Origin of the sequence: Kineosporia sp. A_224, assembly GCF_002198655.1 — a bacterium.
GTDB lineage: Bacteria > Actinomycetota > Actinomycetes > Actinomycetales > Kineosporiaceae > R-H-3.
In genome coordinates, this window is sequence record NZ_MWLN01000164.1 from 1 (window position 1) to 26,130 (window position 26,130).

Sequence of the window (26,130 nt, forward strand, 5' to 3'; positions counted from 1 at the left end):
CCCACCCGGCACCACCACCTGGACCACCCGCACCGGCCGCGCCTACACCGCACTCCCCCACACGCCGCTGCCACGTCTCCCACGGCCCGCGCCTGCGCCTGCGCCTGCGCCTGCGCCCGAGGATCCGCCGCCCTTCTGACGACCGGCCGAGAGCGCACCCTGGCGGCGGAGACCACCTCACCCGGGGTCGGCGAGGATCCGGCTGAGGGTCCGCCGACCCAGGCCGCTCATGACGGGGTTGGACCGCTCGTAGTACCAGACCAGCCCCATCGCCTGCTCGAGAGCCCAGGCCTTGCCCCGCGCCCACTCGACGTCGCCGCAGCCGAGGGCCCGGCGGAACACCTCCCGGGGCCCGGCCTCGAGCAGGTCCCAGCCGGCGATGAGGTCCAGGGCCGGGTCGGCCGGCCCGAAGCCCCCACCGTCCAGGACCCCGACGAGCCGGCCGGCGTCGACGAGGACGTTGGGCGCCATGAGGTCCCCGTGCGACATGACGTCCGGGCCGGCCCGGGGCAGGTCCCGCAGCTCGCCCCACAGCCGCCGCAGCGCGACGACGTCGAGCAGCCCCTCGCTGCGCCGGAAGCACTCGGCCATCCACACGTCATGCTCGGTCAGGTCCCCGCCCCGACCCTGACCCGTGAAGGTCCGACCGTGCGTGGGGGCGGCCCGCAGGGCGGCCACGAGCCGGGCCAGGTCCTCACCGAGCAGCACGGACCACGACGCGTCGTCGACCGCCGCGTCCCGGCCGGGCAGCCACGTCTGCACCAGCCACGGCAGCGGGTACCCGGGCCCAGGCGCACCGACGGCCAGCGCCAGCGGGGTCGGGACCGGGCTGCACGCGGCCAGCTCCCCCATGGCGGCGACCTCCGCGGCCAACGAGGCCCGGACGTCGGCCAGGGCGCGGGCCCGCAGCGGGAAGCGCGCCGCGACGTCGTCCCCCAGACGGAAGACCGCGTTCACCGTCCCCGTCGACACCACCCGTCGCACCGGCAGGCCGCCCCACTGCGGGAACTGCTCGCCGACCAGGCGCGCCACGACCTCCACCGGCACGTCGAGCTCGTCAGGATGCATCGCCACAGCCCGAGCCTCACCGGCCACCCCGGGCCGCGCAACAGCATTCCGGCGAGGCGAACAGGCGAAGTTACTCGCGGGTATTGTTACAACGTTCATTGGTAAGTATGGTCCTGCCATGACCCCGACCAGCGGCGACGCGGCCGCCCTCCCCGAGTGCGTCCACGTGCTCGTCGTCGGCGCCGGGTTCGGCGGGATCGCCGCCGCGGTGCGCCTGTCGCAGGCCGGTCACGACGTGCTCGTCCTCGAGAAGGCGGACGACGTCGGCGGCACCTGGCGCGACAACAGCTACCCCGGCGCCGGCTGCGACGTGCAGAGCCACCTGTACTCGTTCTCCTTCGCGATGAACCCCGACTGGACGCGCAGCTTCTCGCTCCAGCCGGAGATCCACACCTACCTCCACGACGTCGTCCGGCGCTTCGACGTCGGCCGCCTCATCCGCTGCGGCGTCGAGGTGCTCGGCGCCCGCTGGGACGACGCGCGCAGCGCCTGGGCCGTCACGACGAGCGCCGGGGACGTCCTCGCCGACGTCCTCGTCAACGCCTCCGGGCCGCTGTCCGAGCCTCGGCTGCCGGACGGCGTCACCACGGCCACGTACACCGGCACCGTGATGCACACCGCCCGCTGGGACTCCTCGCTCGACCTCACCGGCCGCCGGGTCGCCGTCGTCGGCACCGGCGCGTCCGCGATCCAGCTCGTCCCGCAGGTCGCGAAGGTCGCCGCGTCGGTCACGGTCATGCAGCGCACCCCGGCCTGGGTCATCCCCCGCAACCAGCGCCGGATCCCGGCGTGGCGGCGCGCCCTCTACCGGCGGGTCCCCGCCGTCCAGAAGGGCGTCCGCGGCGTGATCTACGCCGGCCGCGAGCTCATGGTCCTCGGCTTCGTCGGGCGGCCGGCCCTCATGCGCGCGGTCGAGCTGCTGTCCCGCCGCACCATGGAGAAGGCGGTCAGCGACCCGCACCTGCGCGCCGTCCTCAGCCCGCGGTACCGCGCCGGCTGCAAGCGGATCCTCATCTCCGACGACTTCTACCCCGCCCTCGCCCGGCCGAACGTCGAGGTCGTGCCGCAGGCGGTCACCGCCCTCGAGGGCGACGAGGTCGTCGGCGCCGGCGGCACCCGCCGCACCGCCGACGTCGTCGTCTTCGCGACCGGGTTCGAGGCGACCGACCTGCCCGTCGCGCGGCACGTCGTCGGCCGCGCCGGCCGTTCGCTCGCCGACGTCTGGGCCGGCACGGGCATGCAGGCCCTGCGCGGCGCCACCGTCACGGGCTTCCCGAACCTGTTCTTCCTCATCGGCCCGAACACCGGGCTCGGCCACTCCTCGATGGTCCACGTCATCGAGTCCCAGCTCGCCTACCTGCTCGACGCCCTCGACCTCATGCGCAGCAAGGGGTTCGACGTCATGGAACCGCAGCAGCGCGCGCAGGACGCCTGGAACGCCGACGTCCAGGAGCGGCTCTCGACGACGATCTGGGCGACCGGTGGCTGCAGCTCCTGGTACCAGGACGCGCAGGGCCGGATCAGCACGCTCTGGCCCGGCACGACGTGGCGGCTGCGCCGCCAGACCCGGCGGGTCGACCTCGGCGAGTACCGGACGGCGCGACGCGCGGACGGCGCCGGGCCGGCGGCGGGTCCGGCCGCCCGGCCGGCCGTCGCGACGCAGGGCGGGCGGTGACGACGATGCGCCTCCCCCACGACTTCGTGCCGCCGGTCCCCAGGACCCGCACGACGGTCACCTCCGCGGACGGCACCCGGATCGCCGTCGAGGTCCACGGCCCGGACGGCGCCCCGACGGTCGTCCTCGGGCACGGCTGGACGTGCTCGGCCGGCTTCTGGGGCCGGGTGCTCCACCGGCTCGGCGACGAGGTGCGCGCGATCGTCTACGACCAGCGCGGGCACGGCCGCAGCGAGCACGTCGCCCGCAGCGCCTGCACGACGGACGCCCTCGTCGAGGACCTCGAGGCCGTCCTCGTCGCGACCGTGCCGGACGGCGAGCGCGCCGTCGTCGCGGGCCACAGCATGGGTGCGATGGCGCTCGTCGCACTCGCCGGCGAACGCCCCGCCGTGCTGCGGGACAAGGTCTGCGCGGCGCTCCTCGCGAGCACCGGCGTCGGCCGGCTCGTCGACGAGGCCCGCGTCGTCCCGCACCCGAGCCCCCTGCGCGCGGTCGCGAAGGCGATGACGCAGCGCGGCATGAGCGACGCCCGGCTCCTCACGATGCTGCCCCGGTGGGGGCGGCGCGCGGCGGTCAGCCACATCACGCTCTCCCCCGCCGCGGACCGGCACGAGCGCGCCTACTGCACGGACGTCGTCCTCGCGTGCCCGCCGCACACCCGCACCGGCTTCGCCCGCATGCTCGCGGGCCTGGACCTCGGCGACCACCTCGCGGCGCTCCACGTCCCGGCCCTCGTGCTGTGCGGCACGCAGGACCGGCTCACGCCGCCGCGGCACTCGCACCGGATCACCGCCGCCCTACCGCAGTCGCTCGGGCTCGTCGAGCTGCCCGGCATCGGGCACATGACGCCGGTGCAGTCGCCCGACGCCGTCGCCGACGCCGTCCGCCGGCTCGTCCGCGACCACCACGTCACCGCTGCGACGGTGACCTCGTGACCCGCAAGGTCGCCGTCGTCACCGGCGCGGCCCGCGGGCTCGGCGAGGCCGTCGTCCGACGGCTCGCGGCGGCCGGGTATGCCGTCGCGCTGCTCGGTCACGAGCCGGACCGGCTCGAGCAGGTGGCCGCCGCGTGCGGTGCGGACGCCGGCTGGTGGCAGGTCGACGTCACCGACGAGGCGGCGCTGCGCCGCGTCGCCGGCGAGGTCGTCGACCGCTTCGGCGGGGTCGACGTCGTCGTGGCGAACGCCGGGATCGCCTTCGGGGCACCGATCGTCGCCGCCGACCCGGCCACCTGGGACCGCGTCGTCGAGGTCAACCTCCTCGGCTCGGTGCGGACGGCGCGCGTCTTCCTGCCGCTGCTCATCGAGCGCCGCGGCTACCTGCTCCAGATCGCCTCGCTCGCCGCGATCATGCCGATGCCGATCATGTCCGCGTACGGCGCGAGCAAGGCCGGCGTCGAGGCGTACGCGCGGGCCATCGGGTCCGAGCTGAAGCACCGCGGGGTGACGGTCGGGATCGCCTACCTGTCCTGGACCGACACGGACATGGTGCGCGGCGCGGACACCGTCAAGGCGCTCGCCCGCCAGCGGGCCCCACTCCCGCCGCCGTTCAACGCGACCACCTCGCTGGACAGGGCCGCGGACGTCCTCGTCGCCGGGATCCGCCGGCGCCGCACCCGGGTCTGGGTGCCGGGGTGGGTGCGGCTCGCGGCGATGAACCGCCCGTTCCTGCACTGGTTCACCTCGCTGGTCGGGCCCGGCCGGGCCGCGGCGACCGAGGCCGCGCTCGAGGCCGAGGTCGGTACCGGGGTCAGGGCGCTCACCGGCCCGGGCGGCGCGGCGGACCTGGCGGGCCGCCCCGCGCAGCCGTAGCCGTGCCGGGACGGGTCAGAACCGGTCCCGGACCTGCCACAGCGCGGGGAACATCGGGCGCAGCAGCGTGCTGCGCAGGTAGGCGGCCCCGGACGAGCCGCCGGTGCCCAGCTGCCCGCCGATGGTCCGCTCGACCATCTTCACGTGCCGGTACCGCCACTCCTGGACGCCCTCGTCGAGGTCGACCATCCGTTCGCAGACCAGGGCGCGCAGGGCGTCCTCGCGGTACACCCGCTCGAGGCCGTCGAGGAGCGCCTCGTCGTCGAGCCCGTCGAGCCCGGCGAACCCGAGGAACTGCACCCACAGGCCCGGGCGCCCCATCGCGGCCTCGATCCGGTCCCGGGCCGGGCCCGGCGGGTGCGGCGAGAGCATCGCCGGGTCGCGCCGTCCGAGCACCGCCTCGAGCTCGCGGAACTGCGCGGACTGGAAGCCGGACGCCGAGTCCAGCCGCCCGCGGAAGCCCGCGAACGACAGCGGCGTCATCGTCTCCAGGACGTCCACCTGCCCGACGACGGTCTTGAGGATCGTCAGCATCCGCGTGAGGGTGGCCAGCGCGGTGCGGGCGTCACCGCCCTCGAAGGCCGTGCCGAGCCGGGCCGCCTCGTGGAGCAGCTGCTTGAACCACAGCTCGTAGACCTGGTGGATGACGATGAAGAGCATCTCGTCGTGCTCGGTCTCGCCCGTCCCCGGGTCGAGCGAGCGCGGCTCCTGGAGGGCGAGGAGGTCGTCGACCCGCAGGTAGCTCGAGTAGGTCAGTGCCTTGCCGGTCATGGCTCCCCCACGGTGGTGCGGCCCGCCGCGAAAGGGTGCGGCGGAGGACCTCGGACCTGTCCGTGCACCTGACCACAGGTGCGACCCTCGAGTCCACGAGCGACGCAGGGACGCGCGGGGACACGCGAGGTGGCGCATGACAGCGACGGCACGGCACACGATGGGTGCGGTCGACGCGATCTGGCTGCACATGGACCGCCCGGAGAACCTGCTCGTCATCGACACCCTCATGTGGTTCGAGGGCACGGTGCGCATCGACCGGCTGCGCGCCGTCGTCACCGAGCGGCTGCTGGACCGCTTCCCCGTGTTCCGGATGCGGCCCGCGGAACCGCTGCTGCCGGTCGGGCCGCCACGCTGGGTCGACGACCCCGGCTTCGACCTCGACCGGCACCTCGTCGTCCGCCGGCTCGCCGCACCCGGCGGGGACGCCGCGCTGCGGGCCTTCGTCGAGGAGCACATCTCGCAGCCGCTCGACCTCGCGCACCCGCTGTGGGAGGTCTGGCTCCTCCACGGCTACCGGCCGGACGACGGCGGGCCCGCCGGGTCGGTCGTCCTGGCCCGGATCCACCACGCGGTCGCCGACGGGATCGCGCTCGCGCACGTCCTGCTCTCGCTCACCGACCCCGCGGACGACGCGGCGCCGCCGCCCGCACCCCCGCCGCCGGACGACGGCGCGCGCGGGCCGCTGCGGGCCGCGCTCCACCTGTTCGCCGACCTGGCCCGCCTGGTCCGGCCCGAGGCCGCGGTCGACGCCCTGACGCTCGCCTGGCAGACCGGTCAGGTCGTCGACAAGCTGCTGCTGGGCTCCCTGCCGCGGACCCCGCTGTCGGGCACCCCCGGGATCGCGAAGCGGGCCGTCTGGTCGACGCCGCACGACCTCGCGGCGGTCAAGGCCGCCGGGCGGGCGACCGGGTCGACGGTCAACGACATCCTCATGTCCGCCGTGGGCGGCGCCGTCGCCTCGTACCTCGTCGCCCGGGGCGCCGACCCGGTCGACCTCACGGCGATGGTGCCGGTCAACGTCCGCGCCGAGGGGCCGCTGCCGGCCGAGCTCGGCAACCGCTTCGCCCTCGTGCTCTTCCCGCTCGTGAGCACCGACGTCGACGCCCGCACCCGGCTCGACCGCACCCGCGAGCGGATGGACGCGATCAAGGCGTCCCCCGAGGCGGCGATCACCTTCGGCACGATCGGCGCGATCGGCCTGACCCACCCGCAGGTCGAGCGGCTGCTCGTCGACTTCTTCTCCGCCAAGGCGGTCGGCGTCCTCACGAACGTCGTCGGGCCCGCCGACCGGCGGACCCTGGCCGGGGTGCCGATGACGGGCGTGCTCGGCTGGGTGCCGCAGGCGGCGGACCAGACGCTGGGCGTGTGCGTGTTCTCGTACGCCGGGACGGTCCGCGTCGGGTTCCGCACGGATGCCGCGACCGTCACCGACCCCGAGCTGCTCGTGGCCGGCTTCGACGCCGCGCTCGCCGAGCTCGTCGCCCTCGGCGGGAGCGCGGCGCGGGGGTGAGCGGCTGGCTCGCCCGCGGCTGCGAGGAGCTGCCCGCTTCCGGACCCGAGGGGACCGGCTGGCTCAGCACCGCCGAGCAGGAGCGGCTGGGCCGGCTGCGCTTCCCCAAGCGGCGCAGCGAGTTCCTGCTGCGGCGCTGGACGGCGAAGCACGCCGTCCTCGCGGTGCTCGGCGAGGCCGCGGGCAGCGGCGGCGCGGCTGCGGCGGCGCGGGTCGCGGTGCTCAACCGGGCGTCCGGCGCCCCGTACGTCCTCGTCGACGGCGCGCCGCTCGGGCTCGAGGTGTCGGTGACGGACCGCGCGGGCTGGGCGGTGTGCCTCGTCGGCGACGGTCCGGACCCCGTCGGCGTGGACCTGGAGCTCGTCGAGCCCCGCAGCGACGCGTTCGTCGCGGACTTCCTCACGACCGCGGAGGCGTCACGCGTGCGTGCCCGGCCCACCGGGGACGGTCCGGGCGGGCGGTCGGAGCTCGCCGACGTCGTCTGGTCGGCCAAGGAGAGCGCGCTCAAGGTGCTGCGCACCGGGCTGCGGACCGACACCCGGGCGGTCGAGGTGACCCTGCGGGACAGCGCCCCGGGCGGACCGGGCGTCGCGGCCGGCTGGCGGCCGCTGGCGGTCCGGCACATGCCGACCGGGCAGGTGCTCCCCGGGTGGTGGCGCCGGGACGGCGACTTCGTCGTCACGACGGCCGCCGTGCGGCCGCACGACCCGCCGGCACTGCTGCCGACGAGCGACGACCTGGCCCGCGCCGTCCCGGTGGACCCGTGGCCGGCGGAGCCGTTCGCGGACGTCAGGCGGCGTTGACCCGGTTCAGGGCCTCGCGGACCGGGGCGGCGGTCTCGTCGTCGTAGCGGTCGAGCATCGCGGCGAGGTCGTCGCGCTCGGCGGGCGTGCAGTAGGTGGCCAGCTCGCTGTCGAGCTTGCGGCGCGCGGCGCGCGCTGCACGGCGGGCGCGGAGGTCGTCCCGGAGCGCGGTGAGGAACGACGGGGCCGTGGTGGTGGTGCCGGTGTCGTTGCTGTTCGTCGTCATGCATCCAGTGTCACGCAAACGCTTACATGCGTCCAATGAGTGATATTCATGATATCCATGCATTTTGGTCATGGGACACCGCTACTGTGGGTCCATGGACACCGACGCGCTCCGCTGGTTCCAGCAGGTCGCCGACGGGGTCACCGTCACCCAGGTCGGCGAGCTCTACTGGGTGACGCAGTCGGGGGTGTCCCGCGGCCTGGCCCGGCTCGAGGCCGAGGTCGGGACGCCGCTGCTGCACCGGTCCGGCCGGACGCTGCGGATGACGCCGGCCGGCGCCGCCTTCAAACGGCACGTGGACGCGCTGCTCAACAACCTCGACGACGGCCTGGCTGCGGTGAGCGAGCTCGTCGACCCGGACAGCGGCACGGTGACCGTGGCCTTCCAGCAGTCCCTCGCCACCTGGCTCGTGCCGCAGCTCGTCGGCACGTTCCGCGCCGACCACCCCGGCGTGCAGTTCAGCCTGCGGCAGGTCCGTGACGAGCTCGTCTCGCCGGTGCTGGACGGCGGCCGGACGGACCTGGAGATCACCGCGTGGCGGCGGTCGGACCCGACCGTCAAGTGGCAGCGGCTGCTCGTCGAGCCGCTGCGCCTCGCCGTCCCCCGCGACCACCCGCTCGCCGACCGCGCCGAGATCGACCTCGTGGAGGCCGCCGAGGAGCCGTTCGTGGCGCTGCGGCCGACGTCCCTGCTGCGGCGCCAGGTCGGCGAGCTGTGCGAGCGGGCCGGCTTCGAGCCGCGCATCGCCTTCGTCGGGACCGACCTCGCCACGGTCCGCGGGTTCGTCGCCGCCGGGCTCGGGGTGAGCATCGTCCCGGCACCGCACGTCGCCGACGCCGACGCCGTCGAGAGCCCGCTGCGGTACCTGCCCCTCACGGACCCGGCCGCCGTCCGCGAGATCGGGATGGCCTGGTCGACCGAGCGCCGGCTGCTCCCCGCCGCCGAGCTCTTCCGCCAGCACGTCGTCCGCACGGCTCGGGCACGCCGGTTGCCGTCCTGACGCCGGCCGGCACGCCCCGGCGACCCGTGCCCTCGACCCCGCGCCTCAGCCCTGCGCCATCCCGCGTTCCAGGGCATCGACGACGTACGGCCGCAGCCCCTGCGCCGAGATGATCCGGTCCACCGAGCCGACCCGCAGCGCGCGCTCGATCGTGTGGATCCCGTCGAACTCGTCGGCGACCTCGCCGAGCTTCTCCGAGCGGACCCGCTCCGTGGCCCGGGCGAGCTCGACCCGCAGCCGGCCGGCGGCAGCGCCCTTCGCCGTCGCGAGCCGCTCGCGGACCTCGGTCACCCGGGAGTCGCGGTCGGTGCGCGCCTTGACCTCACGGGCGAACACCGTCGCCGCCGCCGGCGCACCGCCGATGACGGAGGCGTAGGACCCCTCGACGGCGGCGATCTCCATCCGGGCGTTGAGCGCCTTGGAGAACACGACGAACGCGCCCCCGTGGTAGCGGGAGACGACGACGAAGACGATCGGCCCGTCGAAGTTCGTCACCGCCCGGCCGATCTCCGCGCCGTACTCGAGCTGCCAGCGCCGCATCGACTCCGGCGACCCGTCGAACCCCGACAGGTTCGCGAGGACGACGAGCGGACGCCGTCCGGCCACCGCGTTCACCGCGCGCGCCGTCTTGCGGGACGCCTGCGGGAACAGCGTGCCGCTCGTCCAGGCCGGCGGACCGTCCGCCGGGACGAAGCCGCGGCGCGGGACGGTCCGGGACTCGATGCCGAGCAGGCACACCGGGATGCCGCCGACGCATGTGTCCCAGACGACGGCGTTCTCGGCGTCCCGCCAGTGCTCCCACCGTTCCAGCGGCTCGGTGTCGGCGTCGGCGACGGCGCGCATCACCGACCGGATGTCGAAGGGCTTCTTGCGGTCGGGATTCGACACCGGGTCGAAGACGTCCCCGACGCTGGTGAAGTCGCTGCCGGGCACGGGGACGTGCCGCGCCGGCCGGACGTCCCGGTCGAGCGGGTCGGCGGTCGGGCGCCGGCGCGGGAACCGCTCCCCCGGCACCACGTAGGTCAGCGCGTAGTGCCGCAGCAGCACCCCGCACGCGTCGAGGAACGTCGGCGCCCAGTACTGGGCCTGGCCGTTCGGCCCCATGACCCGGTCGTGGCCGCCGATGCCGAAGTTGTCCTCCGCCGAGACGCCGCCGGAGAAGTCGAGGGCCTGCTTGCCGGTGAGGACCATGGCGCTCGACGGCGTCATGACGAGGATGCCCCGGGTGTGCATGAGCATCGTCGCCTCGGCGTTCCAGTACGGCTGACCGCCGACGTTGATGCCGGTGACGACGATGTTGATCTCCCCGCCGTCCTGGGTGAACTCGATGATCCGGCGCAGCGTGGCAGCGATCCAGTCCATGTGCTCGGTGCCGGAGTCCATGGCGATGAGCGCGCCGGAGGAGACCGCGAACCACTCGACGGGGACGCCGAGCGACGCGGCGAGGTCGAGGGCGGCGTTGACCCGGCGGCACTCCGGCTCGGCGAGGTTCCCGAGCCCCTTCGTCGGGTCGGACAGGATCGCCACCCGGGTCATCCCCTGCGGGACGACGGCGGTGCGGTTCGTCACCAGCCCGACGACGACGTGCGCCGAGTTCTCCCCGGGCGGCCGGTCCACCGCCACCAGCCGGTCGTCGGCGTCCAGGTCGTGCTCGACGAACGAGCCGGGCGGCAGCAGGCCGGGGGTCCCCTCCGCGGACGCGAGCAGCCGGACCACCTCGTACGGGTACGGCACCCCGAACCTGGCCGCGAGCAGCACCTTCTGCTGGTAGGCGGACAACGCCCGGACCGGCGCGTCACCGGGGGCCTCCACCCGCACCGTGACCCCGTGGCCACCGACCCCCTCGAGGTGCAGGACCGCCTCCCGCGGGCCGGACGGGCCGGGGATCCGCACCCGCAGCACGACCTTCTCCAGCCCGGCCCCCGACGCCAGCGGCGCCAGCGACCTCGCGAGGTCGGCCCAGGCCGACCGCGGGACGTCCCACGGCGGCCGGACGGCGAGCACGATCCGGTTCGCCACGGGACGCTCCCGGGCCGGGAACGCGGCCAGCGCGGCCCGCATCGCGGCGAGCGCCTGGAGCCCCATCCGCTCCAGCCGCGGGTAGCTCAGCGAGCCGTCCTCGCCGCGGACGGCCGTGAGGTCGCGGACCTCCGCCAGCGCGAAGAGCCGCGAGTCCCTGGGGTTGTCGTGCGCGACGCCGTGGAACAGGTAGACGTCCTCGGCCGACGGCAGGCGCTCCAGCCGGAACCCGGAGAGCCGCCAGAGCTCCAGCCGCTTGGCGAGCATCGGGTGCAGGTTGCGGTAGAGCACGTCCTCGACGAACGCCCCCGAGGCGTCCTGCCGGAAGGTGAGGTGCTGGGTGCGGAAGTGCTCCTTGCTGCCGCCGGCCGTGCTCGTCACGGTGACGTCGAGCCGGTGCAGCCGGCGTCCGACGTCGACGGCTGTGACCAGGTCCGCGACGGCGGCCGCCGTCGCGTCGATCTCCGGGCGCTCCCCGGCCTGCCACGTGACGACGTCGAGGACGACGTCCGTGGAGGCGGGCACCGGCGGGGCACCCGGGGCGGGCGCGGCGAGGTGCCCGCCGACGGCGTCCGCGACGGACGGCAGGTCCTCCAGCGGCGCGTAGGCGACGACGAGGTGCACGTCCCGCCCGTCGTGCGTGTAGTCCGCGGCGGCCAGCAGGTGCCCGCCGGCGACGATCGTGCGCAGGTCGCGCAGCGGCCGGATCCGGTAGAACCGCCGCACGTAGACCTCGAGCAAGGTGCGCCGCAGCGGCTCCCCCGCCGCACCGTCGCCCGCGGTGAGCCAGTGCCGCAGCAGCGCGGCCCGCATCGGGTGCGGCGCGAGCACCAGCCGGTCGACCCGGTGCGCCCGGTCCGCGGCGAGCGGGTCGGCGTGCAGGGCCAGGAGGTGGCCCTCCATCTCGGCGTAGACGTCCGCGACGACGGACTCCAGGACGGGCTCGTCGAGCAGGTGGAACCGGACGTCGCGGGCCAGGTCGGCGACGTCCTGCTGGCGGCCCTGGGTCGCCGCCGCGAGCCGGTCGAGGAGGCTGCGCTCGTGCGGCCCCGCGGTCGTGGCGAGCACGTCGGCGGCGGCGAGCCTGCGGGTCAGGACGGCCACGACGACCGGTGCGAGCTCGCGGACCCGGCCGATCGAGCGGTAGAGCCGGACGACCGCGGACTCCAGCTCGGGCGTGCGGTCCAGCGAGGTCACGCCGTACCGGCCGAGCGCCACCCGCAGCCGCTCCCGGTACAGGTCGGGGAGCATCGCCCGGTCGGCGTCGAGGAAGCGCAGGAAGGCGATGAGGTACTCCTGGGCGCTGCCGGTGCGGGCGTCCCGGAGCGCCTCGGCCTCGGGACCGTCGTCCGTGTCGTCGTTCTCGCTGCGCGGCCGGGAGAGCGCGCCGAGGTCGGCGTACAGCCCGAGCAGCGAGTCCTCGCAGGCGAGCAGCGAGACGTCGTCCGGCGGCGACAGCTCGGCGAGGCGGCGCTGCGCCGCGAGCAGCCGGGCGAGCGTCGTCGGGTCGAGGTCGTAGCCGAGCAGGTACTCGCGCAGGGGCCCGTAGACCCGCTCGCAGGGTCGCAGCCCCGGGTCCTCGGGCCGGGCCAGCCCGCGCAGCCCGAGCGGGACCGGTTGTCCCGCACCGGGTTCCGCGAGGGGGCGCGACCGCAGGTCGTCGGCCCGCAGCCGCAGCAGCCCGGCGCCCGCCTCGACCTGCGCGTTGGCGACGACGTCGACGCCGAGCACCTCGCCGGCGAACGGCGCCGGCACGACGGACTCCATCTTCATCGACTCCAGGACGGCGACCGGCCGGCCGGCCTGGACGTGGTCCCCCGGGGCGACGAGCACCTCGACGACGAACGCGGGCCAGCCGGCGCGGACGACGACGCCGTCCTCGCGGGTCAGGACGTGCGCGGTGTCGTCGACCTCGACCCGGACGACGCTGCCGTGGGTGGCGACGACGACCCGGTGCCGGCGACCGCCGCAGACGAGCCGGCGCTCGAACGGGCCGAGCCGCTCGACGACGACGTCCGCCGCGCCGTCCGGGTCGCCGACCCGGTACCGGCCCGGCGCGACGAGGTCCACCCGCAGCGCGTGCGCGCCGCCCCGGTAGCCGAGGACGACGCGGGTGCCGACGGCCTCCGGCGGCTCCGGCCGGCCGCGCGCGGCCCGCGCGTGGAAGGCCGCCTCGGCGGCGGCCCGGTCGGCGTCGTACGCCTCGGCCGCGGCCGCGAGGACGGCGACCGCGTCCGGCGGCGGGTCGAGGGCTCCTGCCGCGACGAGCCGGTCGAGCCAGCCGGCGTCGACCCGGCCGGCGGCGAGGTCGGGGTGCGCGAGGACGGCGAGCAGGAACGCCCGGTCGGTCGTCCCGCCGTCGACGACGGCCCCGGTCCGGGACAGGGTCCGCCGCAGCCGGGCGAGGGCCTGCGCCCGGGTCCGCCCCCACGCGGTCAGGGTGGCGAGCACCGGGGAGTCCGCGGTCACGGTGTCCCCCGCGCGCAGCCCGCCGTCGACCCGCACCCCGGCCGCCGCAGGGACGTCGAGGAGCAGCAGCCGGCCGGGCGTCACCGTGCCGCCGCGGGCCGGGTCCACCCCGACGTCCCGCGCGCTCAGCCGGACCTGGACCGCGTGCCCGGCGTCGTCGTCCGGCGGCAGCAGCGGGCTGGCGCCGCGCGCGAGGTCGAGGTGCAGGGCCACGAGGTCGACGCCGCGGACCTCCTCGGCGGGGGTCTGCCCGACGAGCGACGGGGCGGCGACCCCGGCGAGCCGGACGGCGTCCCCGGCGACCTCGAGCCCGACCTCGACGACGGCGCGGTGGCCGAGCCCGGCCACGAGACGCCCCGCCTGCTCGTGGAGCAGCGCACGCACCGGGTCCGGCAGGGCCGGGACCCCGGACTCCACGACGACGGTGCGGCCCGCGTGCCGGACCGTCGTGTCCCGCGTCCCGAGCACCCAGGTCACGCCGGCGCCGTCGGAGACGACGTCGACGTCGACACGGCGCACCGCGGCCGGTGCGGCGCCGTCGGGCCACCGGTCCGGGACCCCGGCGGACGCGGCGGCGGACCGCAGGCCGTCCGGGGAGCCGAGCAGCCGCAGGGTCGCGGCCGACGGGCCGACGACGGTGACCCCGGCGTCCTCGAAGCGGGCCACCAGGTCGGCCCGTGCGGCCGGGTCGCCGCCGAGCGCCCCGGCACCGACCCAGACCGCGTCCGCACCGGCGCCGACGACCGCCCGGGCCAGGGCGTCGCCGTCCGCGCCGTCCGCCTCGCCGACCGCGAGGACCTCGTCGGCCTCGCGGGCGGACCACGCCGCCCCCGCACCGGTGACGACGGCGACGGTCGTCACGGGCACGTCCCCGGCGGCCTCCCGGTTGAGCTCGGCGACCGCCGCGAGGAGCCGGACGGCGACCTCGCCCCGGTCGAGCACGGCGAGACGGCGGATCGTGGTCACGGATGACGCTCCTGTCGGGACACGGTGCGGGGCAGCAGGTCGGGCTGGTGGTCGGGCAGGTGGTCGGGCTGGCGGTCGACGTGGTCAGCCGGCGAAGACGCCGCGCAGCGGGGCGCTCACGTCGTCCGGCAGCGGCGCCGGCAGCGGGACGGTCGCGTAGCCGTCGAGGGCGAGGACGACGTGGCCCTGCGCGTCGACGACGGCGCAGTCGAAGACGCCGTCGGCCGCCTCGGCGGTCGCCACCGCGAACAGCGCGCCGTCCCCCGGCGACGGCGGCGGACCCGCCACCCAGCGCACCCGGGCCACCGCCCGGGGCAGGGCGAGCCGGTCCTGCCGGCCCGCCTCCCAGAGCCCGGCCGCCTGGAAGCACAGCTCGACGAGCCGCGGCGCGGAGGCGAGCGGCGCCGCGGCCGGCACGTGGTCCTCGGGCAGCGGATCGGCCAGCCGGGCGGTCGCGGCGTCCCCGGTCCGCCAGGCCCCGCCGACGACCTGGTACGCCGGGCCGTGGAAGTAGAGCCGGTAGACGGCGTCCGGGCCGAGGGCGCCGCCCGCCGCGGGCTCGGTGAGGTCGACGACGAGGTCGGGGGCGGCCGGTGCGACGGCGGTGGAGAGCCGGACGCGTCCGGTGAAGTGCACCGTCGTCACCGGGTCGCCGGCACCGGGCAGCACCCGCTGCGCCTCGAGCCGGCAGTCCGCGACGAGGTCGCCGCCGGCGTCGGCGCGCAGCAGCGCGGTGACGGTGAGGGTGCGCGGCTCGTCCCGGTAGAACTTCACCGGGGCGAGGAACGCGACGTCCTCCAGGCCGGTCACCTCGTGCGGCACCCCGCCGAGCCGGGCCGCGAGCCGGGCCGCCTCGACGAACGCCTCCATCCCCATGACCCCGGGCAGCACGGGGACGCCGTCGATCCGGTGGTGGTCGAGGAACGGCTGCGCGACCGGGTCGAGGGGCGTCGTGACGACGAGCCCGTCGGTGGTCCGGACGCCGGCGACCGCGCCGAGCATCGGGCCGAAGCCGGCCACGTCGACGGCCGCGACGTCGAGCCCGCCCGCCGGGTCGTTCTCGGCCGCCATGAGGCCGAGCCGGCCCGCGACGACGACCTCGCCGCGGAAGCCGGACGACACGAGCTCACGACGGATCCAGGCGATCCCGGCCTCCGGCGGCAGCATCTCGACCCCGGCGGCCTCCATGATCTTCGGGATCGAGCCGCGGGTGGCCATCCCGATCCCGCCCCACGCCGTCCAGTCGAGGGCGATCGCCCGGGTGCCCGGACGGGTCCGGCGCAGGCTGCTCGTCACCTTGCACAGCAGGTCGTTCGCGGCGGCGTAGTCGGTCTGGCCGGCGTTGCCGAAGCGGCCGGCGACGCTGCTGAAGACGACGGTCGCGCCGACCGGGGTGTCGCCGAGGGCGTGCAGCAGGCCGAACCAGCCGTCGCACTTGACGTCGAGGACGAGGTCGAACTCGCGCGCCTCCTTCGCGGGCAGCCCGCGGCTGATCTCCAGCCCGGCGGCGTGCAGCAGCAGGTCGACCCGTTCGGACGACGCCCGCACGTCGGCGACGACCGCCGCGACGGCGGCCGCGTCGGTGAGGTCGACGCTGTGGTAGCGCGCGGTCCCACCGGCGGCCTCGACGGCGCGGATCGCCGTGAGCGCGGCGGCCAGCCGCTCGAACCGGGCCAGCTCCCGGTCGATCGCGACCGGGGTGGGCCGCTCCCCGCGGTCCTTCATCCGGGCGGCGAGGTCGGCCTTGAGGCCGTCCCGGTCGGTGAGGTAGCGCTGCAGGTCCGCGTCGGCCGGGTCGGGCGCCGGCGTGAGGTCGAGCAGGTGGAACGTCGCACCCGACGCCGCGGCGAGGTCCGCGGTGATCGCCGAGACGATGCTGCCCGCCGCGCCGGTGACGACGACGGTCGAGCCGCTGTCGAGCACCAGGCCGCCGTCACCGTCGGCGGAGCCGTCGTGCAGCGCCGGGAACGGCCGGACGGCGAGCCCGACGCCCCAGCGCTGCGCACCGGCCGGGCGGCCGACCTCGACGCAGCCGGGGTCGACGAGGGTCTCCTCGAGGAGGGCGTCGGCCGGGGCCGCGGTCCTGCGGTCGGCCGGCGGGAGGTCGACGGCCTTGACGAGGGCGGCCGGCTGCTCCTTCTTGTAGGACTTCGCGAACCCGGTCACCGCGCCGCCGAGCGGGCACGTGGCCCCGGCGTCGTCGTAGCCGTGGAACCCGCCGAGCCGGGTGGCCGCGACGAGGAACGGGGCGCCGTCGAACAGCCGGCGCATCGTCGCGTGCAGGGTCTTGACCCGGCGCCGCAGAGCCTCCCGCCACCCGGCGAGGTCGAGCGCGTCGAGCGGGCCCTCGTCGTCGAGGGCGGGCAGCCAGTAGACGCCGTGCACGGGACCGTCGGCGAGCCAGCCGTCGAGGGTCGCGGTGACCCCGTCGACGGTCGAGGCCGGGTCCAGGGTGAGCACGGTGACCCCGAGCCGGTCGAGCCGCTTCGCGAGCGCGGCGCCGACGCCGCCGGCGTCCGGGGCGAGGACGACCCGGGTGCCCGCGCCGAGGACGACCCCGGTGCGGGTGCACGCGGACGCCAGCGGGCGGACGACGGGGACGGGCACCCGGCGCGGCAGCGCGTCGATCGCGGCGAGGTCGCCGCGGAGCCCCGGCTGCTGTGCCTGCTCTGCTTGCTGCTCGGCGGCCGCGACGGGCTGTCCGGCAACGGGTCCGGCACCCGGCGCGGTGATGCCGGTCTTCGACCGGACCCAGCCGATGACGTGCGCCAGCGTCGGGAAGTCCCGCAGCTGCAGGTTCGCGTCCCGCTCCACCCCGAAGTGCTCCCGCACCCCGGCGAACACCTCGGCCTGCTTCACCGTGTCCACCCCGAGGTCCGCCTCCAGGTCGAGGTCCGGCGCGAGCAGCTCCGGCGGGTACCCCGTCATCTCCGCGACGATCCCGACGACGGCGTCCACCACCGGGTCGGCGACCGGCTCGACGACCGGTTCGGGGACCACGGGCTCGGCCGGTGCCGGCGCGGGCGCCGGCGGCGGCTCGACCGGCGCGGCCTGCGCCGGCACGAACGGCGCGGGCACGGGGACGGCGGGCACCGGGAGCCTCGCCGGCACGGACGGCTGCTCGTCGACGACGCGCAGCCGACGGTGGTCGACCTCGAGCCGGGCGCCCGGGCGGCCGCTGATCCGGTCCAGCCAGGCCTGCCAGGCCACCGGGTCGACGACACGGTAGGCGTACCCGAGCTCGGACGGCGCACGGTGCAGGCCGTCCGGGACGGGGGTCCAGCGCAGCAGCGCCATCGCGACCTGCGAGCCGAACCCGGCGGCGAGCCGCAGCGCGTAGCGGACCGGGTAGCTACCGCCGGTCGACAGGTTGAGCGGGCCGAGGTCCGGGTCGGGTTCCTTGTAGTTCGGCACCGGCGGGACGATCCCCGTCTCGAGCGCCTTGACCGCGACGACGTCCTCGATGCCGGCGCCCATCGCGTGCCCGGTGAAGCCCTTGGTGTTCGTGATGACGACCCGGTCGGCGTCCGCACCGAACACGGACCGCAGGGCGTTGATCTCCGCGGACGCGCTGCCGCCCCGGGCCGGCGTGTACGTCTCGTGCGAGACGAAGACGGTCTCGGCGGCGATCGCGTGCCGGTCGACGCCGCGGGCCTCGGCCTGCGCGACGACCTGCTCCATGACCTGGCCGATGTGCTCGACGTCGAGCCGGGTGCCGTGGAAGGCGCTGTTCGCGGTCACCGCGCCGAGCACCTCGGCGATCGGCTGCACGCCCCGCTCCCGGGCCGCCCCGGCGGACTCCACGACGAGCGCCGCGGCCCCCATCCCGACGATCATCCCGTGCCGCCGGCGGTCGAACGGCGTCGCGGCGTCCTCGACGACGTCGTCCGTCGCGGCCGCCCCGGAGGCGAGGAAGCCGGACGTGATCCACGGCAGCAGCGCGTCCCCGGTCGCGTCGTCGGCGGAGACGATGACGACCCGGCGGCAGCGCCCGGCCCGGATCCAGTCCTCGGCGACCGCGACCGCCTGGGTCGTGCTCGCGCAGGCGGCGTTCACCTGGGTGTTCGGGCCGCGGGCGCCGATGATCTCGGCGAACTGCGAGTGGCCCATCGACAGCGCGCGGAACAGGAACCGGCGGTCGAAGACGAACGGGTCGGTCTCGAGCTGGTGCCGCAGGTCGGCGATCCGGCGGTCGACCTCGGCGCAGGCCGGTTCGGCGCCCGTGAGCCGGGCCCGGACGGCCTCGAGCGCGAGGACCTGCTCGCGGCGGCCGCGGTCGGTCATGTAGCGCTCGATGTCGGCGGCGAACGAGTCGTAGCCCGGGAAGGCCGCGGCGAACACGACCCCGGTGTCGTCGCGCAGCGCGTCCGGCAGCCCCCAGCGGTCCGGCAGCCGGGTGCCGAGGGTGGTCGTCCGGTAGCGCAGGACGAGCGGGATGCCGGCGTCCCGCAGGGCGTCGAAGCCGGCCCCGATCGCGAGCCGGGTCGCGGTGTCGAGCGCGGCATCCCGGGCGGCGTCGACGCCGAACTCCTCGACGACGTCGAGCGGCGCGTGCCGGCCGGCGAGCTTGATGACGTCGGCCTCGCTGCTGATCTCCTCGAACGACGGGCCGCTCGCCTCGCTCTTGACCAGGCGCGTGATGTGCATGTCGACCATCCGCTTGCGGAACCGGTGCGGCAGCGAGTCGATGAACTGCTGGCCGGCGAGGATCCGCGCGACGTTCTCGTCGTCGAAGGTCCGGTCGACGCCGGGCAGCCCGAGCGCCGCGCCGCTGACGACGACCGGCTCCATGACCGCCGGGCCCTGCGCCGCTGCCGCCGGGAGCGGCTGCGGTGCAACGGCTCCGGCGCTCCCCGCAGCGAGCCGCAGGCCCTGCGCGAGGACGTCCGCGAGCGCCTTGCCGAGCGCGGCGAACGGCTCGTCGGCCGGCGCGGTGGCCGCGACGGCTGCGGGTGACGGGACGGCGGGCTGCGGCGCGGACATGAGGGTCCCTTCCGACGGTGCAGGTACGACGGGTGCGGCGGCCGGGGCGTCGAGGCCCAGCCCTGCCGCGTACAGGCCGCACAGCGCGGCGTTGAAGGACGCGACGTCACCGCTCTTGGGGTGGTTCGTGAAGAGCGCGAGGGCGTCGTCGTGGGCGGTGACGAGGACGTCCTCGACGAAGCCGGCGAGCGCCTTGCGCGGGCCGACCTCGACGAAGACCCGTGCTCCCGCGGCGTAGAGCGTGCGCAGCCCGCGGACGAACTGCACGGGCGAGGCGACCTGGCGGCCGAGCATCTCGAGCACGTCCTCGCTCGTCGCGTCGTCCGGGTAGAGCTCCCCGGTGACGTTCGCGACGATCGGCAGCACCGGCGGCCGCAGGTCCAGCCGGCGCAGGGTCGCGACGAGCGGCACGCTGGCCGGCGCGACGATCGAGGTGTGGAAGGCGTGGCTGACCGGGATCCGGACCGCGTTGAGGCCCAGGCCCTGGAAGGTCCCGACCGCCTGCTCGACGGCCGCGGTGGCCCCACCGATGACGGCCTGCGAGGTCGAGTTGATGTTGGCGATGACGACGTACCCGGGGGACGCCGCGACGACCTGCTCGATCGTCTCCAGCGGCCCGAAGACGGCGGCCATCGCACCGTTGTCGTCCATCGCCAGGCCGGCCATCTCCTTGCCGCGGGCGCTGACCGCCTCGAGCGCCGAGGAGAACGTCAGCGCCCCGGCGGCGACGAGCGCGCCGTACTCGCCGAGGCTGTGCCCCATGACCATGTCGGGCCGGACGCCGTACGCGGCGAGCAGCCGGGTCAGCGCGAGGTCGGTGGCGAGGACGGCCGGCTGGGTGATCTCGGTCTGCAGCAGCTGCCGCTCGAGCCGCTCGACGGCGACCGGGTCCGCGCCGTCGACGAAGATGTACGACGACAGCGAGCGGCCGAGCAGCGGGGTCATCACCTCGTCGGCCTCGGCGAAGGTGTCGGCGACGACCGGCTCCGTGGCTCGCAGGCCGGCGAGCATGTTGACGTACTGCGAGCCCTGGCCGGTGTAGAGGAAGGCGACCTTCGGGGCCGGGCCGCGGCCGACGAAGACGCCCTGCGCGCGCAGCAGCTTCCACATCGGGGCGGCAGCCGGACCGGCGGCGAAGGCCTTGACCGCCTTGTCGAGCTTCGTGGCGAGGTCGGTGGCGTCGGCGAAGTCGACGGCGACCCGGACCGCAGCACCGGCGGTCGCCGGGTCGGGGGCGGCCGGCGCCGGTGCGGTGCCGGACCGGGCGGCATCGAGGTGCCGGGTCAGCTGCGCGACGACGTCCGCGTCGTCCCGGCCGCCGACGACGAGCGCCCCGCGCAGCGGGGCCCGCCGCTCGACGGGCGCCGTGGCCCGCGGCGACGCAGGCACCTGCGCGCTCGCGAGCACCCGGGGGCGCCCGGCGTAGCGGCCGGGGACGTGCTCCTCGAGGACGGCGTGGAAGTTCGTGCCGCCGAAGCCGAACGCGCTGACCCCGGCCCGGCGGGCGCCGCCGTCGGCGGGAGCGTCCCAGTCCCGCAGCGTCGTGTTCACCCGGAAGGGCACCGCCGACCAGTCGACGTTCGGGTTCGGGTCCCGGAACGACAGGCTCGGCGGGAGGACCCGGTGGTGCAGGCTCATCGCGGCCTTGAAGAGGCCGGCGGCGCCTGCGGCCGCCTTGAGGTGGCCGATGTTCGACTTCACCGACCCGAGGGCGATCGAGCCGGGTGCCGCCCCCGCCTTCGCGAACACCTCGGTGAGGCTGCCGAGCTCGGTGGCGTCCCCGACCCGGGTCGAGGTGCCGTGCGCCTCGACGCACGAGGCGCTCGCCGGGTCGGCGCCCGCGGTGTCCCACGCGCGTTCGACGGCGAGCCGCTGCCCGACGGGGTTGGGCGCGGTGATCCCCTTGCCCCGCCCGTCGCTCGAGCCGGCGACGCCGAGGACGACGGCGTACACCCGGTCCCCGTCCCGCTCGGCGTCGGAGAGCCGCTTGAGGACGAAGAGCGCGCACCCCTCCCCCATGACGAACCCGTCGGCGCCGGCGTCGAACGGCCGGGTCCCGGTCGCCGACAGCGCGCCGATGCGGCAGAACTTCACGAATGCGGCGACGCCCATGTTCCGGTCGACGCCGCCGGTGACGACGGCGTCGTAGTCGCGCGTCTGCAGGCCGCGGACAGCGGTGCTCATCGCGGCGAGCGCGGACGCGCACGCCGCGTCGGTGGTGAAGTTGGGGCCCCGGAAGTTGAAGAGGTTGGCGACCCGGCCGGCGATGACGTTGGCCAGCTCGCCGGGCATCGAGTCCTCGGTGATCTCGGGGAGCCGGGCAAGGTACGGCGTCCGGGTCTGGTCGACGATGCTGTCCCGGACGTCGGCGGGGAGCGCCGCGAACGCCGGCGCGGCACGCAGGTGGCGCAGCACCTCGGGCAGGTCGACCCGCAGGTTGGTCTTGTAGTGCTTCTCGCCGCCGATCGCGTTGCCCAGGATGACGGCGACCCGCTCCGGGTCGACGGGCCAGTCCGGCCAGCCCGCGTCGACGAGGGCCGCCCGGGCCGCCGACACCGCCCACCGCTGGCCGTCGTCCATCTGCCGGGCGACGGTCGGCGGGACGGGCAGCCGCCAGGCCACCGGGTCCCAGGCGAAGTCGCTCACCCAACCGCCGATCCGGGAGTAGGTCTTGTCCGGCGCGTGCGGGTCCGGGTCGTAGTAGAGCTCCGGGTCCCAGCGCTCCGGCGGGACGTCGGTGATCGAGTAGACGCCGCCGGTGAGGTTGGCCCAGAACGAGGCGGCGTCCGGTGCCTGCGGCATGATCGCGGCCAGTCCGACGATCGCGACGGGTTCGAGGGCGGGGGTGGCGGGCTGCGCAGACATCGGGTGCTCCTGTCGTGCGGGTGGACCGTTGCGGTACGTGGGATCGGGGTCAGGAGGTGCGGGCGTACAGGACGTCGGCGACCCGGTCGAGGTCGGTGACCAGGCCCGCCTGGGCCGCCCGGACGGCGTCCAGCGGCAGCGCGGCGGCGAGCGCCGCCGCGTCCACCGCCCCGCCGGAGGCCGGTGCGTCGGCCGCGCCGACGACCCAGCGGACGCCGTCGTCGGCGACCCGGAGCGCGGCCTCACGCGCGAACACCCGGCTCATCGTGGCGAGCGCCGCCGCGTCGAACCGGCGGTCGGCCTTGTCGGCGAGGGTGCCGTCCGCGGCCGCGGCGGCCTTGCGGGCGAACGCGGCCGCGGTCTCGACCGCGCACACCAGCTCGCCGAGCCGCAGCAGCACGTGCTGGTTGCGGGTCAGCCGGCCCGTCCTGCACGCCTCGAGCACCTCGGCCAGGCAGCGGCTCGCGAGCGCCGCGGTGCCGGCGCCCACGTCGGGGTGCGTGCCGTGCAGGGCGTCGAGGGCGGTCGCGGCGTCCCGGTAGAACGCCCCTCGCGACTTCAGGTGCGCCTGCCAGCGGTCGCGCGCGACGGTCATCTCCATGATCTCGGAGGTGCCCTCGTAGATCGTCGTGATCCGGACGTCGCGCCGGATCTTCTCCACGACGTAGGGCCGGGTGAACCCGTAGCCGCCGTGGGCCTGGATCGCGGCGTCGGCGGCGGCGTTGCCCGCCTCGGTCGCCATGTACTTGGCGATCGCGCCCTCGGTGTTCAGCGCGCCGTCCGCACCCTGCCCGGCGTCGATCCGGGTCGCGGTCTCCTCGACGATCGCGCGGGCCGCCTCGAGCCGGACGGCGTGCGGCACGACGAGCTTGTGCGTGTAGCCCTGCTTGCGCGCCAGGGGTGCGCCGCCCTGCTCCCGCTGCTGCGAGTAGTCGATCGCACGGTCGAGGGCGGACCAACCGCCGCCCAGGCCGAAGGCCGCGACCATGAGCCGGGTGTAGCCGAAGACCTGCTGCGCCTCGACGAGCCCGCGGCCCTCGACGCCTCCGACGAGGTGCTCCACCGGCACGAGGACGTCCTCGAGGACGAGCGCCGCGGTGTTCGACAGCCGGATGCCGTGCTTGTCCTCGGGCGGGGAGGAGGAGAACCCCGGCGTGCCCTTCTCGACGACGAACCAGGACGGGCCGCCGGGGGCGAGCGCGAGGACGGTCACCGCGTCGGCGATCGACCCGTTGCTGATCCACTGCTTGCGCCCGGTGATCCGGTACCCGGTCACCGCGCCGTCCTCGACGACCGGGGTGGCCGTCGTCCGCAGCGCCCCGAGGTCGCTGCCGGCGTCCGGCTCGGTGGCGCCGTAGGCGAAGACGATGCCGTCGGAGGCGATCCGGCCGAGCCAGGTCTCCTTCTGCGCGGGGGTCGCACCGACGAGGATCGGGTCGCTGCCGAGGAAGGTCGCGAAGACCGCGGTGGCGAGCCCGATGTCGAACCGGGCCATCCGCTCGCAGACCCGGTAGGAGTCGAAGGCGCCGCCGCCCATGCCCCCGTACTCCTCGGGGACGAAGACGAGGTTGACGCCGAGCGCGTCGCCGCTCATCGCGCGGACGGTGTCCTCGGGGCAGACGTCGTCGTGGTCGAGCTGCAGCTGGCGGTCGGCCGGCAGCTCCTGCTCGACGAAGTCGCCGAGCGCCTCGAGCATGAGGTTGAGCGTCCCGACGTCGAGCCCCTCGCCGCCCATGAGGTGCGTGTCGTCCGGCTGGGTCGCGGTCATGGCGTCGTACCTCCGGCGGGTTCTGCGGGTTCTGCGGGTTCGGGTGCGGGTTCGGCCGCGCGTGCGGGGAGCACGGAGCGGAGCAGGATCTCGGCGACGTCCGTGACCTCGACGGGGCGGGCCGGTTCGGGCCCGAGGTGGGCGGCCACGCCGTCGCCGAGCATGAGGATGCAGAACGGGCAGGCCGCGGTGACGACGTCGGGCGACAGCTCGAGCAGCTCACGGGCCCGCTCGTGGCCGATCCGGGTGCCGATCGTCTCGTCCATCCACATCCGGGCGCCGCCCGCGCCGCAGCAGAACGACCGCTCGCGGGTGCGGGGCGGCTCGGCCAGCCGGACGCCGGGGACGGCGCCGAGCAGCTCGCGCGGCGGGGCGAAGATCCGGTTGTGCCGGCCGAGGTAGCAGGCGTCGTGGTAGGTCAGGGTCGTCTCGACCGGGGTCACCGGGGTGAGCCGGCCGGACGCGACGAGGTCGGCGAGCAGCTGGGTGTGGTGCACGACCTCGTAGTGGCCGCCGACCTGCGGGTACTCGTTCGCCAGGGCGTTGAAGCAGTGCGCGCAGGTGACGACGATGCGCCGGGCGCCGACGGCGTCGAGGGTCTCGACGTTCGCCTGGGCGAGCATCCGGAAGAGGAACTCGTTGCCCGCGCGGCGAGCCGCGTCGCCGGTGCAGGTCTCGGCGCCGCCGAGGGTCATGAACGACACCCCGGCCTCGTGGAGCAGCGTCGCGACGGCCCGGGTGGTCCGCTGCGCCGCGTCGTCGAGCGCGCCGGCGCAGCCGACCCAGAACAGGTACTCGACGTCGTCCGGCAGCCGGTCCGCCCCGTCGTCGCCGAGCACCCGCACCTCGAACGGCAACGGCTCGGCCCACTCCAGCCGGTGCCCGCCGCCCCGGCCCCACGGGTCGCCGGCGTGCTCGAGGTTGCGCAGCATGATGCCGGCCTCCTCGGGGAACGCCGACTCCATGAGCATCTGGTGACGGCGCAGGTCGACGACGTGGTCGACGTGCTCGATGTCGACCGGGCACTGCTCGACGCACGCCCCGCAGGTGGTGCACGACCACAGCACGTCGGGGTCGATGACGCCGTTCTCCTGCGCCGTGCCGACGAGCGGCCGCTCGCCCTCGGCGCGCGCGGCGTCCGGCAGCGCGGCCCGCGCCGCGTCGTCCGCGGCGAGCAGGTACGGCGCCTTGGCCAGGGCGTGGTCCCGCAGGCCCATGACGAACAGCTTGGGCGACAACGGTTTTCCGGTGTTCCACGCGGGGCACTGCGACTGGCAGCGACCGCACTCGGTGCACGAGGCGAGGTCGAGCAGCCCCTTCCAGGTGAGGTCCTCGACCTTGCCGACGCCCATGAGGTCGTCCTCGCCCGGGTCCTCGAAGTCGACCTCGCGGCCGCCGGAGCGCACCGGCTGCAGGGCGCCGAGCGCGCGCGGCCGGCGGGCGAGCGCGACGTTGGCGACCGCCGCCCCGATGTGCAGGTGCTTGCTGTGCACGACGAGCACGAGGAAGACCATGACGACCGTGACAGCGAGGACGACACCGACGTGCTCGACGACCGTGTTGCCGCGCTCCCCCAGCGGCTCCAGCAGCCGCGCCACCGCCTCGGACGCGTAGGCGCCGCTGCGGAAGGGGAAGTACCCGGTGTTGACCTGGGCACCGCGGTAGAGGAGCAGCGTCCACACCACGTTGGTGATCATGAAGAGGATGAGCCAGGCCCCGTCGAGGTGGGAGCCGAAGAAGCGGGAGCGGCGGCCCTCGCGGGCCGGCGCGTGCCGCAGCCGGATCGCGGCGAAGACGACGACGGACGCCAGGGTGAGGAGCGCGACGGTGTCCTCGAGCGCCCCGAGCCAGGCCTGCCGCCCGACGACAGGGAGGGCGAAGTCGCGGACGAACAGCGCCCCGTACCCCTCGACGATCGTCAGGCCCAGCAGGAGGAAGCCCCAGAACGTCAGCAGGTGCGCGAGGCCCGGCAGGGTCCAGCGCAGCAGCCGGCGCTGCCCGAGCACCTCGACGACCTCTGCGCGCAGCACCGCGGCCGCCCCGGTCGTGCGTCCCGGCGCGACCGGCTGCGCGAGCCGGCCGAGCCGGTACAGCACGTGCAGCCGGCGACCGGCCAGCGCGAGCGCGGCCGCCGTGACGAGCAGCCCTACGAGCAGCCGGAACGTCATTCCCCGCGTCATCGCCTCCGTCCCCC

General features: G+C 75.7%; 13 protein-coding genes. 6 read left to right on the forward strand and 7 right to left on the reverse strand.

The window, feature by feature from the left end; genetic code table 11:
• Positions 1-177: 177 nt before the first annotated feature.
• Positions 178-1,074 carry a phosphotransferase gene (locus EDJALFJO_RS14820; RefSeq protein WP_088286533.1) on the reverse strand — a complete coding sequence of 299 codons (897 nt, stop codon included), beginning with the start codon at positions 1,072-1,074 and terminating at the stop codon, positions 178-180.
• Between the two features lie 112 nt (positions 1,075-1,186).
• Between EDJALFJO_RS14820 and EDJALFJO_RS14825 the strand changes: the two genes are divergently transcribed.
• Genes EDJALFJO_RS14825 through EDJALFJO_RS14835 form a run of 3 tightly spaced genes read left to right on the forward strand, consistent with a single transcriptional unit; the run spans position 1,187 to position 4,553 of the window.
• Positions 1,187-2,743 carry an NAD(P)/FAD-dependent oxidoreductase gene (locus tag EDJALFJO_RS14825; RefSeq protein ID WP_088286535.1) on the forward strand — a complete coding sequence of 519 codons (1,557 nt, stop codon included), beginning with the start codon at positions 1,187-1,189 and terminating at the stop codon, positions 2,741-2,743.
• 5 nt (positions 2,744-2,748) lie between these two features.
• Complete coding sequence (locus EDJALFJO_RS14830; RefSeq protein WP_088286579.1) at positions 2,749-3,678, forward strand: alpha/beta fold hydrolase; 930 nt, start codon at positions 2,749-2,751, stop codon at positions 3,676-3,678.
• Positions 3,675-4,553, forward strand: a complete 879-nt coding sequence (locus tag EDJALFJO_RS14835) for an SDR family oxidoreductase (RefSeq protein WP_088286537.1) — start codon at positions 3,675-3,677, stop codon at positions 4,551-4,553. The genes EDJALFJO_RS14830 and EDJALFJO_RS14835 overlap by 4 nt, the downstream gene beginning before the upstream one ends.
• Before the next feature lie 15 nt (positions 4,554-4,568).
• Here the strand turns inward: EDJALFJO_RS14835 and EDJALFJO_RS14840 are convergent, their stop codons facing one another.
• Entirely contained in the window at positions 4,569-5,324 is a 756-nt protein-coding gene (locus EDJALFJO_RS14840) for a tryptophan 2,3-dioxygenase (RefSeq protein ID WP_088286539.1), read from the reverse strand.
• A gap of 136 nt (positions 5,325-5,460) precedes the next feature.
• Between EDJALFJO_RS14840 and EDJALFJO_RS14845 the strand changes: the two genes are divergently transcribed.
• Together EDJALFJO_RS14845 and EDJALFJO_RS14850 are read left to right on the forward strand one after the other, a co-directional pair.
• Entirely contained in the window at positions 5,461-6,837 is a 1,377-nt protein-coding gene (locus tag EDJALFJO_RS14845) for a wax ester/triacylglycerol synthase family O-acyltransferase (protein WP_198950311.1), read from the forward strand.
• On the forward strand, positions 6,834-7,640 hold the full coding sequence (locus tag EDJALFJO_RS14850) for a 4'-phosphopantetheinyl transferase superfamily protein (RefSeq protein ID WP_088286543.1): 807 nt from the start codon (positions 6,834-6,836) through the stop codon (positions 7,638-7,640). The genes EDJALFJO_RS14845 and EDJALFJO_RS14850 overlap by 4 nt, the downstream gene beginning before the upstream one ends.
• On the opposite strand, the gene EDJALFJO_RS14855 is transcribed toward EDJALFJO_RS14850, so the two are convergent.
• Positions 7,627-7,866, reverse strand: coding sequence for a hypothetical protein (locus tag EDJALFJO_RS14855; protein ID WP_088286545.1), 240 nt, complete (start codon positions 7,864-7,866; stop codon positions 7,627-7,629). The genes EDJALFJO_RS14850 and EDJALFJO_RS14855 overlap by 14 nt on opposite strands.
• A 94-nt stretch (positions 7,867-7,960) precedes the next feature.
• Here EDJALFJO_RS14855 and EDJALFJO_RS14860 point away from each other — a divergent pair, with 94 nt between their 5' ends.
• Entirely contained in the window at positions 7,961-8,866 is a 906-nt protein-coding gene (locus EDJALFJO_RS14860; RefSeq protein ID WP_088286555.1) for a LysR substrate-binding domain-containing protein, read from the forward strand.
• Positions 8,867-8,911: 45 nt separating this feature from the next.
• On the opposite strand, the gene EDJALFJO_RS14865 is transcribed toward EDJALFJO_RS14860, so the two are convergent.
• The 4 genes from EDJALFJO_RS14865 to EDJALFJO_RS14880 form a co-directional block, all read right to left on the reverse strand.
• A complete protein-coding gene (locus EDJALFJO_RS14865) occupies positions 8,912-14,320 on the reverse strand; it encodes a carboxyl transferase domain-containing protein (protein WP_088286558.1) in 5,409 nt (1,802 codons plus the stop codon).
• A gap of 84 nt (positions 14,321-14,404) precedes the next feature.
• Positions 14,405-22,168, reverse strand: coding sequence for a type I polyketide synthase (locus tag EDJALFJO_RS14870; RefSeq protein ID WP_088286560.1), 7,764 nt, complete (start codon positions 22,166-22,168; stop codon positions 14,405-14,407).
• Positions 22,169-22,217: 49 nt separating this feature from the next.
• Entirely contained in the window at positions 22,218-23,936 is a 1,719-nt protein-coding gene (locus tag EDJALFJO_RS14875; protein WP_198950312.1) for an acyl-CoA dehydrogenase family protein, read from the reverse strand.
• Complete coding sequence (locus EDJALFJO_RS14880; protein WP_088286561.1) at positions 23,933-26,104, reverse strand: (Fe-S)-binding protein; 2,172 nt, start codon at positions 26,102-26,104, stop codon at positions 23,933-23,935. Before EDJALFJO_RS14880 ends, EDJALFJO_RS14875 begins: the two co-directional genes overlap by 4 nt.
• Positions 26,105-26,130: the final 26 nt, after the last annotated feature.

Coding starts and splice junctions, on each gene's coding strand:
- EDJALFJO_RS14825 (WP_088286535.1), top strand. CDS start 1,187: ATGACCCCGACCAGCGGCGACGCGGCCGCCCTCCCCGAGTGCGTCCAC.
- EDJALFJO_RS14830 (WP_088286579.1), top strand. CDS start 2,749: ATGCGCCTCCCCCACGACTTCGTGCCGCCGGTCCCCAGGACCCGCACG.
- EDJALFJO_RS14840 (WP_088286539.1), bottom strand. CDS start 5,324: ATGACCGGCAAGGCACTGACCTACTCGAGCTACCTGCGGGTCGACGAC.
- EDJALFJO_RS14845 (WP_198950311.1), top strand. CDS start 5,461: ATGACAGCGACGGCACGGCACACGATGGGTGCGGTCGACGCGATCTGG.
- EDJALFJO_RS14855 (WP_088286545.1), bottom strand. CDS start 7,866: ATGACGACGAACAGCAACGACACCGGCACCACCACCACGGCCCCGTCG.
- EDJALFJO_RS14860 (WP_088286555.1), top strand. CDS start 7,961: ATGGACACCGACGCGCTCCGCTGGTTCCAGCAGGTCGCCGACGGGGTC.
- EDJALFJO_RS14870 (WP_088286560.1), bottom strand. CDS start 22,168: ATGTCTGCGCAGCCCGCCACCCCCGCCCTCGAACCCGTCGCGATCGTC.
- EDJALFJO_RS14875 (WP_198950312.1), bottom strand. CDS start 23,936: ATGACCGCGACCCAGCCGGACGACACGCACCTCATGGGCGGCGAGGGG.
- EDJALFJO_RS14880 (WP_088286561.1), bottom strand. CDS start 26,104: ATGACGTTCCGGCTGCTCGTAGGGCTGCTCGTCACGGCGGCCGCGCTC.